At 41.3% G+C, this 16539-nt stretch carries 8 protein-coding genes and 1 pseudogene; 3 read left to right on the top strand and 6 right to left on the bottom strand.

Going from position 1 to position 16539, the window contains the following annotated elements; all coding sequences use genetic code 11:
- Nucleotides 1-19: 19 nt before the first annotated feature.
- The 6 genes and pseudogenes from V7K49_RS33975 to acpP form a co-directional block, all read right to left on the bottom strand.
- Nucleotides 20-2182, bottom strand: a pseudogene (locus V7K49_RS33975) (S8 family peptidase).
- 485 nt (nucleotides 2183-2667) lie between these two features.
- Nucleotides 2668-3669 (bottom strand): ATP-binding protein, encoded by a 1002-nt coding sequence (locus V7K49_RS33970; RefSeq protein ID WP_335209621.1) that lies wholly within the window; start codon nucleotides 3667-3669, stop codon nucleotides 2668-2670.
- A 158-nt stretch (nucleotides 3670-3827) separates the two neighbouring features.
- Nucleotides 3828-4103, bottom strand: coding sequence for a hypothetical protein (locus tag V7K49_RS33965; RefSeq protein WP_335209619.1), 276 nt, complete (start codon nucleotides 4101-4103; stop codon nucleotides 3828-3830).
- Nucleotides 4104-4225: 122 nt separating this feature from the next.
- Nucleotides 4226-6253, bottom strand: a complete 2028-nt coding sequence (gene tkt, locus V7K49_RS33960; protein WP_335209617.1) for a transketolase — start codon at nucleotides 6251-6253, stop codon at nucleotides 4226-4228.
- 252 nt (nucleotides 6254-6505) lie between these two features.
- Complete coding sequence (gene fabF, locus V7K49_RS33955) at nucleotides 6506-7756, bottom strand: beta-ketoacyl-ACP synthase II (protein WP_334865614.1); 1251 nt, start codon at nucleotides 7754-7756, stop codon at nucleotides 6506-6508.
- A gap of 387 nt (nucleotides 7757-8143) precedes the next feature.
- On the bottom strand, nucleotides 8144-8398 hold the full coding sequence (gene acpP / locus V7K49_RS33950; RefSeq protein WP_273768562.1) for an acyl carrier protein: 255 nt from the start codon (nucleotides 8396-8398) through the stop codon (nucleotides 8144-8146).
- A gap of 823 nt (nucleotides 8399-9221) precedes the next feature.
- Between acpP and V7K49_RS33945 the strand changes: the two genes are divergently transcribed.
- From V7K49_RS33945 to V7K49_RS33935, 3 genes are all read left to right on the top strand, one after another.
- Nucleotides 9222-10127, top strand: a complete 906-nt coding sequence (locus tag V7K49_RS33945; RefSeq protein ID WP_335209615.1) for a CoB--CoM heterodisulfide reductase iron-sulfur subunit B family protein — start codon at nucleotides 9222-9224, stop codon at nucleotides 10125-10127.
- A gap of 742 nt (nucleotides 10128-10869) precedes the next feature.
- Entirely contained in the window at nucleotides 10870-11622 is a 753-nt protein-coding gene (locus V7K49_RS33940; RefSeq protein WP_335209614.1) for a serine/threonine protein kinase, read from the top strand.
- A gap of 8 nt (nucleotides 11623-11630) precedes the next feature.
- Nucleotides 11631-16274, top strand: coding sequence for a trifunctional serine/threonine-protein kinase/ATP-binding protein/sensor histidine kinase (locus tag V7K49_RS33935; protein WP_335209613.1), 4644 nt, complete (start codon nucleotides 11631-11633; stop codon nucleotides 16272-16274).
- Nucleotides 16275-16539 lie beyond the last annotated feature (265 nt).

The raw sequence follows: 16539 nt of genomic DNA, 5'->3' as shown, positions 1-16539 counted from the left end.
TAACGGGAATGCGATCGCCTCAGCTAACTACAATAGATTGAATTTCTATCGGGGGTTGAATCTCTGTTTCAACTTGAGCCTCGACAATTGACGTATAAATTGGAACATCAACTTGTATGGCTTCAAAGCTTATAACTAAAGAGTATGGAACGCTAGCTTCTGGATCGTTATTCCAACCTTCATGTCCAACTACCGCAATAGAAAATGCTTCCGTGAGTTCAAATGAATTTACAACAGCCCAATCTTTTTGAAGGGTTCCGGCACTTCTAGATACACCTTTAATTATTCCGTGATGATTTTGTTTGCCAAGCATCCATTTAAAAAGACCTTCTCCCTTTTCCGCATCCTCTGGAGCAACAAACTCTTCCAAAACTCTAGCCTTAAAAAGTTCTGGATCTTCTCCTTTTTTACTACATTCCCAATCAAGCCAAGTTGAAAGATATTTTCGGCGATTTCTACGGGTTCGACGTGGTTGGGCTTTGTATGATAAAGTAACCTCCAGAAGAATCTTAAATGCCTCTCCTTGAGAACGTAATTTTTCTGGCAGTTTTACTTGGTAAATATGAGCTTGTTTAGCTACAATACGGCGCTCTCCTGTTGTCATCAAAGTGATTCTATTGGGAGCATTACCCAAAGCACGATCAACATCGGGAAGACCATAACCAATTTGACGTAGGATGTGCAGTTTATCGCCACCATATCCCACTATCCATTCTGGCCATCTTGCTGATTGTACTATTAATGCACGGTAAAGAAGGCAACTTTCATTAGGTAACTCGGCAGCAAGACGTGCAGCAATATGGCTTACTTTGGGTACTGCAAAAGAAGTACCAACTTTATCAGCCCCAATCGCTGGGCCACCGTTCAAAGTTGACCGTACTAATTCGGGACAAACGTCTTTAGGGAAAGTAATGTTTGGTGGTGTACCTTCATCTGTTACTAAATCTCCACCATACTCAACTACTTCCGGTTTAATCGTTTCCCAAATTCATAATCCACAGCACGAAAAAGCGGAGGGTTTATCTTTCTGTGCAATCGAATAGTAGGGTGGTGCATGATAAGAATTTAAAGCAATGGAGCCAACCGTTAAAGCTTGAAAACTTTGTGCAGGGTTAGCAATTCTGCATGAATCTTCTAATAGATAGTCTGGATATTGTCGATTTGCTGCTATATGTTCTCTCACAGATAATCTTGTAAAGCCAATTCTACTGTTGAGAGGTAAATTTCCTGCTGCAACAATAAAGAGAATATCCTTTTTTTGCCATGTCAAATTATCAATAGACGATGCCCAAGCACTCATATATCGGGTTAGGCAGGGAACAGAACCAGTAATAGAATGGTTAAAAATTCTAGTTCCTGTTTGTTCGTGATAAAATTCTACAATTTCACCCAGGAGATTCGCTGGAAACAGTTGTTTAGGTAGTTTGCGGTTAGCCTGAAGAACTCTGGCATTTTGAATCCAGCAAACAGCCTTTTCATTACCACTACGAGGTATAGTTCTTGGATAAAGGACTGCACCAGCGACACTTGTTCCATGTCCACCATTGCTAACATAGTCTGGAGTTTTATCAGTTTCTCCTGGAACCCAAGACCTTGAGTTTGTTGAATCAATTGCTGCTCTTAGCAGAGAATGTCTTTCTTGAATACCACTATCTATAACGCATACTTTAGGAGCATTTAATTCTGGCGATTCTAGTTGAAATGATGGAGAATCAGTATCAGATAGATCCTCTCGCTGAATAATTTCAGCAAACTCATCTGGCTCACTAACATCAAAAATATAGGGGAAATTCTCAACTAAATCTTTTAGACCTTTACCTGAAATTTGAATTCGACATGAAAAACTATCAGGCAAAGTAGCTGTACCAATTTCACCCCCATCATCTTGAAAACCTTTGCTAATCTTGCCTTTATAAAATTGAATAAACTCTTCAAATTCGTCTTGCCTTTTCCAGGATATCTCTTCCCATTCTTGCTCAGTTAACTGACGTTTGTGAATCCAATTATTAACTCGCGTTGTAAATTTATCATTAGTTTCATTAGCTTGGGCTTTGGGATAATTAGGCAGCTTAATTTTGGTTCCTACACAAGCAACACCTACATCAACAGTGTATATCTGCTCTTCTTTTATAGCAAGCCATTTCTCATATAATTCAGCAAATAAGTTTGGAGAAAGAATCAATTCTGGCTTTTTTTTACCATCTATTACTTCCCCAATTTCAGCAACCTTATTACCACCATACTGCTCATTAATAAATTTTTCTATCTTTTTTTGTAATTCACTAAGTTCTAAATCTGCTGATGCACCGATAATATATCCATCTTCTGTATCAGCAATCAATTCAATGCCATATGCTTTCAACCCATCTGGATTAAAAGAATCAGGATCAATTTCTAAGATAATACGTCGAGATTTAAGTGGCGGCTTCTCTTCTTGCTCTCGTTCTTCTTGAGTTTCTTGCCATTCAAAGATCAAGGAGTCAACCGAACTTTTGAGTTTACCTCCATGTCCCTGGCGATTACCCAGATTAACGACTGTTATAGGATTATTTTTTCCTCCTCCTGATGGCGATGCAGCACGTCCTTCTGTTGTTAGCCTAAGCCGGATATGCGGAAAACCCTGATAACTTTCAACCATTTATTTATCCAAACACCCAAAAATTAATACTAGGAAACTTTGATTTCTGCGATCGCTTCTTCTAAGTGTTCCTGAATCACTAGCTCCTCTCGCTCAAGGATTGCTCTTTTCGCTGCATCTTGTGCAACCCTCACAGCTTGAGCGGCAGAAAAATCTCTCATCTGCTCAATGATCCTTGGCCAGTTGATAGATCCCACTTCAATTGCAGATAGTGTTTCCTTTAGTATAAATTCTAGCTCTTGTTCTCCGGGTTTGGGTACTGCAATCAAATCATCAAATCTTCTCCAAAGAGCAGTATCTAGAGATTTATTTAGGTTCGTAGCTGCTACTAAAAGCCCAGAAGACGGTTGATACTCGTCCAAAATTTGAAGAAATGTATTGACTACTCGCTTAATTTCTCCTACTTCTTGAGAGTCTTCTGGTGTCTTAGCAATTGAGTCGCATTCATCAAGAAACAATAAGCAAGGATTTTTTGAAGCATCCTCAAATACAAGTCTCAAATTGCTCGCAGTTTCCCCTAAAAAAGACGACACCATTGCATCAAACCGAACTTTCAGCAGTGGTAATCCTGTATTCCAAGCTAAACGTTCTGCTCCTAGCGTCTTTCCACAGCCAGGAGGCCCATATAGAAGAATTTTTTGTCTGTAACGCAATCCATGATGAGCAAGCCTATCTCTTGCCGCATATTCACGTTCAATTCGGCAGAAACGTTTCTCAATTTTTTCTGGCAACACCATATGATGCCGCAAATGATCCCTTGGTATGATAGTTACTAAGGGAAGATTAAATCGCTTGCTAGTTGGTAATTCAGTTAATGTCTGTAAGTTTTCTGATATTGAAGAAGCAGGTTTGCTGATGTTAGTAGGCTTCTCTTTCTGGCTTTTTTTAGTGATATTCTCTAACTGGTCAGCTAAGAGAGTATGTCCCTTAGTGCGTTCTTCCTCAATCACTAGGTATGTAAGCTTATCAATCGCGTCTTGATCTGAACTAGCGATCGCTCTAAAAAATCTCTTGAGAAGCTCTGCTTTCATACTGCCTCTCAGTATAAATAGTAATTTATGATTAATATAGTACTATAGTACTATACTCTATAGTGCATTAAAAATTCTAACGCGATCACCTTGTCCCTAATCATTATATTAAGTTATGTAAACGAAAAATCATGCTGCTGCTTAGGAATTTAACATATCTAACCATAAGGGGTTGCTTTCAGGTCTATATCATCTTCCCCTTCAATCAATAACAAAGTCATCATATCTCCCTCAACAAACCCTGTTAATCTGAAATCAGACATAGCTTTTAGTTCCTCCATAGAAACTTTCTCAGAATAGTATTTAAATATCATTTCAATAGCTTTATTTTTATCTAGATAATACTGATAGCTACTATCCTTTTGCATTAAATGTTCTACTATTTTTGTAATCCGAGCTAGAAGTTCTTCTTTCTCCCTCGAAAGTTCCTGCATAATTTTCCCTCGTTCATCAACTAATTACGCAAATTATAAATAATCTCCCTCAGCGCTCCTCTGCGTAAAAAAAGGTGGACAAAATGCCCACCTCAAACAATTTCGAGAATATTCTGTTGCTATTAACCCAACAATTGTTTAGCCTTAGCGAACACATTATCAACACTAAAGCCAAACTTCTCTAGACAAACATTGCCTGGAGCCGAAGCACCAAAGCGATCAATACTAACGCAATCGCCTTCAGTGCCTACGTACTTGTGCCAACCGAAACTGCTAGCAGCTTCTACAGACAAACGCTTGGTGACAGCTTTCGGCAAAACGGACTCTCTATAAGCCGCATCCTGTGCTTCAAACAGTTCCCATGAAGGTAGCGAGACAACACGGGCTTTCTTACCTTCAGCCGTGAGTTTTTCGGCTGCGCTGACGGCGAGGCTCAATTCTGAACCAGTGCCAATCAAAATGATATCAGGTGTACCTTCGCTATCCACCACTGTGTATCCACCCTTCGCCACGCCCTCAACCGATGTACCTGCCAAGTTCGGGACATTTTGACGGGTAAATGCCAACAGGGTAGGAGCATTTTCCTTCGCCTTCTCGATCGCTATTTTATAAGCGCCAGAGGTTTCGTTACCGTCTGCGGGACGAAACACCGTTAAATTAGGAATGGCTCGCAAGGAAGCCACAGTTTCAATGGGTTGGTGCGTGGGGCCATCTTCACCTTGTCCAATGGAATCGTGAGTCATCACCCAAATTACGCCAGCTTGGGAAAGCGCGGATAAGCGGATGGCAGCACGCATATAATCTGTGAAGATCAAGAAGGTAGCACCGTAGGGAATTAATCCCGAAGAGTGCAGCGCTATCCCATTACAGATTGCGCCCATTGCATGTTCCCGTACACCAAAGTGGATGTTGGGGTTTTCGTAGTGCCCTTTTTGAAAGTCGCCTTTGCCTTTGACTTCGGTAAGGTTGGAGTGGGTTAAGTCAGCCGAACCACCAATCAATTCAGGTAAAACCGCCGCCAGTTTGTTGAGGCAATTTTCTGAGTGTTTGCGGGTGGGCAGTCCTTTGTCTTCTGGGGTGTAGGTGGGTAGTACTTTATCCCAACCGTCAGGTAGTTTGCTGCTTATGTAACGTTCAAAGTCAGCCGCTTCTTGGGCATACTTAGCTTTGTAGTCTGCAAAAGTCTTGTTCCATTCGTCTTCGTAACCTGCGCCACGTTCCACTGCTTTGCGGGTGTGGTTGAGGGCTTCTTCTGGGACTACGAAAGGCTCATATTCCCAACCCAAATTTTTCCGAGTCAATGCTATTTCGTCTCCACCAAGGGCAGCACCGTGAACACCAGCGGTGTTTGCTTTATTGGGGGAACCGTAACCAATAATGGTTGTTACCTTGATGAAAGAAGGCTTATCAGTAACAGCTTTGGCTGCTTCAATTGCTTTGGCAATCGCTTCTAGGTCAGTGTTGCCGTCCTCGACGTGTTGGACGTGCCAGCCGTAAGCTTCAAAGCGCTTAGAAACATCTTCGGTGAATGCCACATCAGTGGAACCGTCGATGGAGATGTGGTTGTCGTCGTACAGAGCGATGAGTTTGCCTAATCCCAAGTGTCCTGCAAAAGAACAAGCTTCACCAGAAATTCCTTCCATGTTGCAACCGTCACCCACAATTACGTAGGTGTAATGGTCAACAATCTTGGTATCGGGTTTGTTAAATTTAGCGGCTAGGTGTGCTTCGGCGATCGCTAAACCGACTCCATTGGCAATTCCTTGACCCAAGGGGCCGGTGGTGACTTCCACGCCTGGGGTCATGAAGTTTTCGGGGTGTCCGGGGGTTTTGGATTCCCACTGACGGAATTGCTTGATATCTTCAATGCTGACGCTGTCATAGCCTGTCAGATAGAGCAGGGCGTACTGCAACATCGAGCCATGACCGGCAGACAAGACAAAGCGATCGCGATTAAACCATTTAGGGTTCTTAGGATTAAACTTCAAAAAGCGATCCCAGAGGACAAAAGCCATTGGAGCCGCGCCCATCGGCAGTCCTGGATGTCCCGATTTTGCCTTTTCTACGGCGTCAACAGCCAAGAAGCGGATCGAGTTAATACAAAGTCCTTCGAGGGAAACTTCTTTGGGGGATTGGGTTGCAACAGTCATAATCTCTTGTTTTTAACGACGGGTTAGCACTCTTGGTAGCTTCTCTTGCTGGGGTTATTTTAGATTCCCCACAGTATCCTCATCATCCCACTCCCGCTTGTCGATGGACAAGCGGGATCTCCTGAGTTTGTGGTGATAAATCAAGCTGATAATTGGGTCATGCTGAACGCTTAAGTTATAGCGGAATGATATCTATCATACTTTTGGCACAGTCATCTCAGGAGAGCCGACTAGCAATAAAATGGGAAATTTTTAGACGTATTTCTTAAAGGCCAGTGTGACATTATGACCGCCAAACCCAAAAGAATTGGATATTGCCACCTCGACTTTTTGAGCGCGGCTAGAGTTAGGCACGTAATCTAAGTCACACTCTGGATCGGGATTTTCCAGATTGATTGTCGGTGGAATTTGGTCATTAGCGATCGCTAGTACTGTTGCCACTGCTTCAATACCTCCAGAACCGCCCAATAAATGACCTGTCATCGATTTGGTCGAGCTAATTGCCACCTTATAGGCATGTTCTCCCAAGGCTTTTTTGATTGCTGAGGTTTCAGTTGAATCATTAGCTGGGGTGCTAGTGCCGTGAGCATTAATATAGCTGATCTGTTCGGGAGTTATCCTGGCATCCTTGAGGGCCAGTTCTATCGCTCTAGCTGCTCCGAGTCCACCAGGGACGGGGGAGGTGATATGGTAGGCGTCACAGGTCATCCCATAGCCGATCATTTCGGCATAAATGTGAGCGCCGCGACTGATGGCGTGTTGCAGTTCTTCTAGAATTAAAATTCCTGAACCTTCACCCAAGACAAATCCGTTGCGATTGCGGTCAAAAGGACGGCAAGCTTTAGTCGGGTCATCATTGCTAAAAGAGAGTGCCTTGCAGGCGGCGAACCCAGCTATGGACAATGGTGTGACAGCTGACTCCGTTCCCCCGCAAATCATCGCCTGGGCGTATCCCCCTTGAATTAAGCGAAAAGCATCTCCTATGGCGTTGGAGCCAGCGGCGCAGGCAGTTACAGGACAGGAGTTTGGCCCTTTAGCACCCGTGTGAATTGCCGTTAATCCTGCCGCCATATTGGCGATCATCATCGGGATCATGAATGGACTACAGCGATCGGGACCACGGTTGAGGTAGATAGTTTGCTGGTCTTCTAATACCTTAATGCCACCAACGCCAGAACCGATCATCACACCTACCTGTTCTGCATTCAGTTCATTGATCACTAACTCCGCGTTAGATAGAGCCTGTTTTGCTGTCGCAACCCCAAATTGGGCAAATCGATCCATGCGCTTGGCCTCTTTGCGCTCCAAGTAATCATGTGGATCGAAGTTTTTCACCTCACCAGCAATGCGGCAATCATGGCGAGACGCATCAAAAAGTGTGATGTAGTCAATGCCATTGCGTCCACTCAATAATCCGTTCCAATATTCTGTTGCTGTGTTACCTATAGGTGTAATCGCGCCAACACCAGTTACAACAACGCGTTTACGTGTATAATCTGTCATGATTCAGTTAAAAATGGCGAAAAAGCAGCAGGCATTAAACAGTGCTGAGTTTCGTTAGGGTTAGCGGGGCGTTTAGCCCGTTCTGAGTTTTGGAAGCAACCGAAGATGGAGAAAACTCCGAACTTTTGCCTCCTAAAACTCTAACTTCTAAACTTTTAACTCCTCAGCACTCAGTCAAAAGTCAAAGCAGCGGTTTTTGCCGTAGATGCCCAGAGGGGCAAGACAAAGCCATCTGAACTTCTCCCTTGGCGCTAGCCTCTCCCAATGTGAGAAGGGGAGCCACTGCGGTCTTCTCCCAAGGGGAGACGCCAAGGGCGATGGGGTTTCCCCAAGTAGAGCAAGTGGCGTGAGTGAGACGCCAAGGGCCAACGGTGACTCAAAACTTTTTTAAGCTGATGCGGTAACTTTGTTATTGATGTAATCTACTGCGTCTTGAACCGATATAATCTGCTCGGCAGCTTCGTCGGGAATTTCGATATCAAATTCTTCTTCCAAGGCCATCACCAGTTCAACGGTATCTAAGGAATCTGCTCCTAGATCGTCCATAAACTTGGACTGGGGTGTGATTTTGGCAGGATCGTCAACACTCAATTGTTCGGTGACGATTTTCTTGACCTTTTCAAAAAGTTCCGTTTGGCTCATAAATAATAAAAGTCCTTAACCATTTGCTAGGATCTGCTCTTTAGAGGAAACATTGTTTTGAGCATATACATCTTATCGTCAAGCGCGATCGCCCGTATACTGCCAAGGGTTTTTCTGTTAGAAAACCTTTCTTCTAAAAAGAATAGGGTAAGTTTTCTTTTAACACTTGGGTAGGGAAGCGTGCCACACCATCGCCGATACCGTGTAAATGCTTTGCTTATCAATTATTGCTAAATTTTTTTACAATGTCTCGATCAGTATTTACAGCCCTGCTAGCAATAAGGACATGTCGAGCCTGCGGCTTTTAACCTAGACGCTTAAAGGGTCGCTGAACGTCAAACATCAGAACTTCGGTGCTAACAAGGGATGATAAAACAGTTACAGTTATTGTTTAGAGCGATCGCTCTAACCCAAATATACCTGCTATACAAAACTTGACTAGACTTGTTCAAGGCTAGTTATTCAACTAAAGAAAACTTTACAGGGTCTGCTTCTTGCTTCAACCAAGCCCGGCGGGTATTGTCACAAACAGAAATTAGGGTGTAGCCCACCCGATTTTTTGGCTTTGAGCAATTTTTTTTGAAGCTTTTAGCTATTGTTTTCAGAAAATTTAACCAACCCTGGACTCCCGGAAAGACCTTTTTACAGGCTTGCTAGTTTTGAATCAGCTGTGGTTTACAAACCAGATTTTCAAAGCCCTTGGTTTTCGGCATTAATTTGATCATACAGATACAACTTACAGAATACAAGTTATAGAATTGTTACTTAAACTGCTGAGATTTGAGCAAGTTTGAGCAAATATTTGGCTATTTAGTTTTACTCTATGCAATCTCACACCCTGAAATACGCTTACTTCCCCGGTTGTGTTGCCCAAGGGGCCTGTCGGGAACTTTACCAGTCAACTCAAGCGCTTACCCAAGCCCTGGGAATTGAACTGGTTGAACTTAAAAAAGCTGCTTGCTGCGGTTCTGGGACATTTAAAGAAGATTCCCAACTGCTAGAAGATACAGTCAACGCCAGAAATATTGCCCTAGCAGAAGAATTAAATCTGCCCTTACTTACCCATTGCAGTACTTGTCAAGGTGTTATTGGTCACGTCAACGAACACCTAAAAGAATGCCATACTTCTGACCCTGCCTACATTGAACAGGTTAATGGCTTGCTGCACAAAGAAGGCTGTTCACCTTATCGCGGTAGTACCGACGTTAAACATCTCCTCTACGCCTTGGTAACAGATTACGGTTTAGAGGAAATTACCAAACGTGTCACCCGGAAGTTAACTGGATTAAAATGTGCGGCTTTTTATGGCTGTTATCTCCTCCGCGCCCAAAAATCTATGCCCTATGATGACCCCTTCCAACCGGAAGCGATGGAAAATATGTTTCGGGCGGTGGGTGCAACACCAATTTATTACCGAGGCCGGACGCAATGTTGTGGTTGGCCCCTTGCTAGTTATGCCACTACCCAATCTTTCAAGATGGCAGGGATGCATATTCAGGATGCCTTGACTTCTGGTGCTGACTGTATAGTTACACCTTGCCCCCTGTGCCACTTAAATTTAGATTCGCGTCAGCCTGAGGTAGAAAAGGTGATTGAACAGAAGCTAGGTTTACCAGTGTTGCATTTACCCCAGTTGATTGCTTTAGCACTTGGGGTTAGTCCAAAAGAACTGGGTTTAGAACGCCACATTGTTTCCACAAAGCCAGTGTTGGAAAAATTAGGATTTTAGTTTATGGAATACAAGGTAGGGGCACAACAATGGATCAATTTAAGTGAAAACCTGCTTAGTTTCAACATTTTCAATAAGTAATATCATTTCTTTGTGAGGCTGCACCAAATTTTTTGACGTTATTGCTGTGGCTGAGGATGTCAGTTTGAGTGCGATAACTTCTAGGATCACATTTACTGAATCGTCGTAATGCTCCAACCTCAGCGAAGCAGGTTGGAGTACTTCACTATTTAACGCTTTCAGTAATCAGAGATTGTACACGACGTTGCGACGCCGAATAGCCCGCACTTGTCTACGAGACGCTCTTGCTAGCAAGATCCCCGTAGAGGTAAGCTACTTCGACTCCTTTCGGCTTCACTACGAGACGCTCTTGCGTTCGCTCAAGGCAGGTTCGCTCAGTACAAGTCAGTGACCGTCGTAGACATCGCCAATTCTCCCACTTATGGTATCCATGCCTTTGGAAATGCATTTGCCACACCGAAATCAAATTTAGATTTTATTTCGGTGTCGGGCGATTGGATTCATAACTGCTGAGTATCAAAAGGTTTGGTAAAAAATCTTTCCCTACTCCCCACACTCACCTAGTAATTTTGGGTTGGTCGAGTATGGGAAAGCTAATTACATGCTTATGAACCTACTGGCAAATGCCTTTGATGTAGTAGCTGTTATCTAATACCCAAGCAAAGGGCATACTAAATGTATAAATTTTTGCCATGAAATTCGTGCAGTGAGGTAGGTACAAATGGATGCGATCGCCATAATTCCCGAATATCAACTAATAGAAAAACTCTATGCTGGCTCTAGAACAGTAGTCTATCGAGGCATAAGAGAAGCAGACAAGCTTGGCATTGTGGTCAAATTGCTACAGCGCGAGTACCCTACCTTCAGTGAACTGTTGCAGTTTCGTAACCAGTATACTATTGCCAAAAATCTCGATAGTCCGGGGATTGTTCGTCCATACAGTTTAGAAACCTACCGCAATAGCTATGCGTTAGTGATGGAAGATTTTGGTGGTATTTCACTACGAGACTATGTTCAAAATCAACCATTAGCATCGACGGAGTTTTTGGAAATTGCCATCCAACTGGCAAATATCCTCAACTACCTGCATCATCATCAGATTATTCACAAAGACATCAAACCTGCAAATATCTTAATTCACCCAGAGACAAAGCAAATTAAAATCATCGATTTTAGTATTGCCTCATTATTACCCAAAGAAACCCAAGAAATTAAAAATCCCAATGTTCTAGAAGGGACATTAGCCTATCTTGCACCAGAACAAACTGGACGGATGAATCGAGGTATTGATTATCGAGCAGATTTCTATGCACTGGGAGTCACCTTTTTTGAATTGCTAACAGGAGAACTCCCATTTGTGACTGATGATCCAATGGAGTTGCTACATTGTCATATTGCCAAACAACCGGATAAATTCAAAATTCAAAATTCAAAAATGAAGAAGCAGTTTCCAAAGTTTTCTGTAACATTGTGATCAAGCTGATGGCAAAAAATGCTGAAGACCGCTATCAGAGTGCATTAGGATTGAAATATGATTTGGAAACTTGCCTAAAAAAACTCAATTTCACAGACAAGATTGAGACTTTTAAAATTGCAACGAGAGATGTGTGCGATCGCTTCCTGATCAGAGAAAAATTATACGGTCGAGAAAACGAAGTTCAGCAACTACTAGCAGCCTTTGAACCGGTTTCCCAAGGAAGCAGCGAACTGATGTTAGTAGCAGGTTTTTCCGGTATTGGTAAAACTGCTGTAGTTAATGAGGTTCATAAACCCATTGTTAAACAACGGGGTTATTTCATTAAAGGTAAATTTGACCAATTTAATCGCAATATTCCCTTTTCTGCTTTTGTGCAAGCTTTTCGGAATTTAATAATGCAGTTGTTAACAGAAAGTGACCAACAGCTACATGACTGGAAAACCAGGATTCTAGAAGCTGTTGGTGAAAATGGACAAGTAATTCTTGAAGTTATTCCAGAATTAGAAATAATTATTGGTCAACAACTACCCGCACCAAAGTTATCAGGAAATGCGGTGCAAAATCGCTTTAATTTACTATTTCAGAAGTTTCTAGAGGTATTCACGACTAAAGAACATCCATTAGTGATGTTCTTAGATGATTTGCAGTGGGCGGATTCAGCCTCTCTGAAGTTGATGCAGTTGCTGATGAGTGAATCAGCAAGGGGATATTTATTATTAATTGGTGCTTATCGGGATAACGAAGTTTCTATAACTCATCCTTTAATGTTTACTTTAGAAGAAATTAATAAAGCGAAGGCTACTATTAATACAATTACATTAGCTCCCCTGAGTCCATCAAGTTTAAATGAGTTGGTGGCTGATACCCTGACTTGTTCGCTAGAAGTTGCCCAACCATTAACTCAACTTGTTTACCAAAAGAGTAAAGGTAACCCGTTTTTTAGTACACAATTTTTCAAGGCTCTCTATGAAGATAATTTGATTGTCTTTGATAGAGAATTAGGTTACTGGCAATCTGATATTGTAGCAGTAAAAGCCTTAAGTCTTACTGATGATGTCGTCGAATTTATGGCGTTGCAGTTACAGAAGTTGCCGACAGCGACGCAGAATATTTTGAAACTTGCAGCTTGTATTGGCAATCAATTTGATTTAGCAACTTTAGCAATTGTTTCTGAACAATCACAACTTGAAACCTCATCAGATTTGTGGAGAGCATTACAAGAGGGCTTCATCCTACCTCAAAGTGAAATATACAAGTTCTATGTAGGACAAGAAATAGAAGATGGGTTAAAAAGTTCTCAGACTATCAGTTATAAGTTTTTGCACGATCGCATTCAGCAAGCGGCTTATTCCCTAATTCCAAACGCTCAGAATCAAGCAATTCATCTGCAAATTGGTGAACTGTTATTAAATAATACACCTATTGAAAAGCAGGAAGAGAGAATTTTTGAAATTGTTAATCAATTAAATATTGGTGTAAAGCTAATTATTAAGCAGTCAGATAGAGAACAATTAGCACAGTTAAATCTGCTGGCTGGGCAAAAAGCGAAACTATCTACTGCATATACTGCGGCAATAGAATATATTAGTTTTGGGATTCAGCTATTGACAACAGATAGTTGGGAACGAAAGTATGCCCTCGCCTTAGCCTTGCATGAAGAAGCAGCTTCGGCTGCTTATCTCATTGGTGAATTTGACAAGGTAGAAGAGTTTGTCCTACAAGTACAACACCATGCTAAAGTTTTACTAGATCAGGTTAAATCTATTGAGATTCAAATCCAGTCTTATTTAGCTCAGAGTCGTTTTGATAACTCGATTCAGACTGCGATCGCACTCCTGAATCTCTTAGGTGTTAAACTCTCTCCCCAAGCCAGTCAAACGCAAACATTACTCGGTTTAGGCAAAATAACATTACGATTGCTAGGTAAATCTCCTTTAACTTTAATTGACTTACCTAATATGACCGGGGGCGAACAACTAGCAGCGATCCGAATTCTGGCTAGTACGAATTCAACAGCTTATATTGCTCGTCCAGATTTACTACCACCAATTATTTTGAGCGAAGTCAATTTATCAATGCAGTATGGTAATGCGGCTGAATCTGCATTTGGCTATGCCTGGTATGGATTGATTCAGTGTGGCGTTATCGGAAATATTCAGGCAGGTTATGAATTTGGTCAACTAGCATTACAAGTTCTAGAAAAATTTAATGCTCATGAATTAAAAGCTAAAACCTTTTTCATTGTTCAAACATTTGTCAATCACTGGCATCAACATCTTCAAGAGACAATTGCACCGTTAACCGAAGCCTATCAAGTAGGTTTAGAAACAGGAGATATTGAATATGCAGCATGGGCTAGTTATAGCGGTAGTTTTCATGGGTATTTTATCGGTCATGAGTTGTCTGAGTTAGAAAAACAGATGGGCGATTATGCTGAAGTCTACAGGCAATTTAGACAGGAAAAACCTTATACATACATAAATACATTTCGTCAAGCCATCAAAAATCTGTTAGGACAGTCCACTAATCCTAGTTACTTATCAGGTTCTGTTTATGATGTCCAAACCATTCGCACATTACAAGAAAAAGCAGGCGATCGCACTGGATTAAGCTTCAGCTATACCAATCAATTAATCCTTTGCTACCTGTTTGAAAATTATGCTGAAGCCTCAGAGGCAGCGATTAATGCCATAACTTATTTAGATGGGGTAACATCGGCTGCAGTAGTTCCAATAGTTTATTTTTATGACGCATTAGCACAACTGAGCCTTTATCCAACAGCAACCGCTATTGAACAAAAACAAATTATAAAAAAAGTAACTTCCCATCAAAAAAAGCTGAAAAAATGGGCGCATTATGCCCCAATGAATCATCAACATAAATTTTACTTAATTGAGGCAGAACGGCATCGAGTTTTGCAGCAAAAAAACAAAGCAATGGAATTGTACGATCGCTCTATCTCTCTGGCTAAAGAAAACGGCTATATCCAAGAAGAAGCCCTCGCTAACGAACTTGTAGCCAAATTATACCTAGAATTAGGAAAAGAAAAAGTAGCTCAGGTATATATGCAAGAAGCTTACTACTGCTACGCCAAATGGGGTGCTAAAGCAAAAACTGATGACTTAGAAAAATGCTATCCTCAGCTACTCAAACCTATTCTGCAACAACAAAAACTCAGCTTCAACTCTCTAGAAACTATAGCTGCGATCGCCAGCACTTCAACTCAATTAACACTTACTTCTAGTTCTGCCAGCACTAATATTTCTGATGTCTTAGATTTTGCATCTCTCCTGAAAGTGGCTCAAGTCATTTCCCAAAGCATCCAATTAGATGAATTAATTACTAACCTCACTAAAATTATCTTGGAAAATGCTGGAGCAAAAAAATGTGTACTAATTCTGCCAGATGAAGATGAATGGCAAATTCAAGCGATCACCTCTATTAATCCCAGCGTTCAGCAACTTACAACAGTTCTTAGTTCACAACTATTAAATGATTGTCAAGAGGTTCCGGTAAAACTTATTCAATACGTTAAACACACATTAGAGCCTCTTGTAATTGACAATTGCCAAACTGAAATTAGTGGTGTGATTGACGATTATATGTTGCAATATCAACCAAAAAGTGCTTTATGTATACCGATTCTCAATCAAGGGCATTTGGTTGGGATTATTTATCTAGAAAACAGCTTAACTCAAGGTATATTTACGATCGCTCGCCTAGTAGTTATTAACTTTCTTTGTACCCAAGGCGCAATTTCTCTAGAAAATGCTCGACTTTATCAACAGGCGCAACAAGCATTGCAAGACTTACAAAAAGCTCAATTGCAACTTGTACAAAGTGAGAAAATGTCAGCATTGGGTAATTTAGTTGCAGGTGTCGCTCATGAAATCAACAATCCTGTAGGCTTTATTGCCGGAAATATTCCTCCAGCATTAGATTATCTCAAAGACATATTTGGTTTACTCGATTTGTATCAGCAAGAATATCCGCAAAGTAATGCAGTCATTGCTGATAAAATCAATGCAATTGATTTGGAATATGTACAGGAAGATTTGCCAAAGCTGATTGCATCTATGGAATTGGGAATTAATCGTATCCATGACATTAGCACCAGTTTACGAACATTTTCTAGGGCAGATCAATACTACAAAGTTGCTTGCGATCTTCACGAAGGCATTAACAGTACAATTTTGATTCTCAAGCATCGCCTGAAAGCAAACGAAACCCGTCCGGCGATTGAAGTGATTACAGACTATGGCAATTTTCCTGAAGTTCAATGCTTTCCTGGACAGATGAATCAGGTATTTATGAATTTACTAGCAAACGCCATTGATGCCTTAGAAGAATCAAATCAGGGACGTACTTATCGGGAGATTCAGGCTAACCCTAATCGCATCACAATTCGGACATTTTTACAAGATAATCATGTCAATATTTTGATTGCTGACAATGGAAATGGGATGGTGGCAGAGGTAAAACAGAGAATTTTTGACCATTTATTTACAACCAAAGCAGTTGGTCAAGGTACAGGATTAGGATTAGTGATCGCCCGTCAAATTGTGGTGGAAAAACACGGTGGTCAAATCATTGTGGAGTCTGAAGTTGGTAAAGGCACACAATTTGTGCTCGTCATACCTGTTAAATAATTTATCAAAAAGAGGGGAAAGTGAGTCCCATATTAAAAACTTTGTCGTTACCCACATATAACAATCCCCACTTCGTTGCTATAGAGCCTCGAAATAAAATTCTAATAACCTATCCCACTAATAATATTTGTGCTAAAAAGCTTAAGCTTATTGAGAACAAAAAACGAAAAATCAAGGTTTTCAAGCACATTTTACGAAAAGAAGTAGGGATTTTTAGAATTGTAGTATAGGATCGAGGTTAATAGCTTGCATTCCTCTCAAGAGG

Origin of the sequence: Nostoc sp. (assembly GCF_036919675.1) — a bacterium.
GTDB lineage: Bacteria > Cyanobacteriota > Cyanobacteriia > Cyanobacteriales > Nostocaceae > Nostoc.
The sequence above is the reverse complement of the archived record's forward strand: the minus strand, read 5'-3'. Positions and strand labels throughout refer to the sequence as shown.

Bases quoted from the DNA above. Each gene is read 5' to 3' on its own strand.
- V7K49_RS33945 (WP_335209615.1), top strand. From the start codon at position 9,222: ATGCAATCTCACACCCTGAAATACGCTTACTTCCCCGGTTGTGTTGCC.
- acpP (WP_273768562.1), bottom strand. From the start codon at position 8,398: ATGAGCCAAACGGAACTTTTTGAAAAGGTCAAGAAAATCGTCACCGAA.
- V7K49_RS33940 (WP_335209614.1), top strand. From the start codon at position 10,870: ATGGATGCGATCGCCATAATTCCCGAATATCAACTAATAGAAAAACTC.
- tkt (WP_335209617.1), bottom strand. From the start codon at position 6,253: ATGACTGTTGCAACCCAATCCCCCAAAGAAGTTTCCCTCGAAGGACTT.
- V7K49_RS33970 (WP_335209621.1), bottom strand. From the start codon at position 3,669: ATGAAAGCAGAGCTTCTCAAGAGATTTTTTAGAGCGATCGCTAGTTCA.
- V7K49_RS33935 (WP_335209613.1), top strand. From the start codon at position 11,631: ATGGCAAAAAATGCTGAAGACCGCTATCAGAGTGCATTAGGATTGAAA.
- V7K49_RS33965 (WP_335209619.1), bottom strand. From the start codon at position 4,103: ATGCAGGAACTTTCGAGGGAGAAAGAAGAACTTCTAGCTCGGATTACA.
- fabF (WP_334865614.1), bottom strand. From the start codon at position 7,756: ATGACAGATTATACACGTAAACGCGTTGTTGTAACTGGTGTTGGCGCG.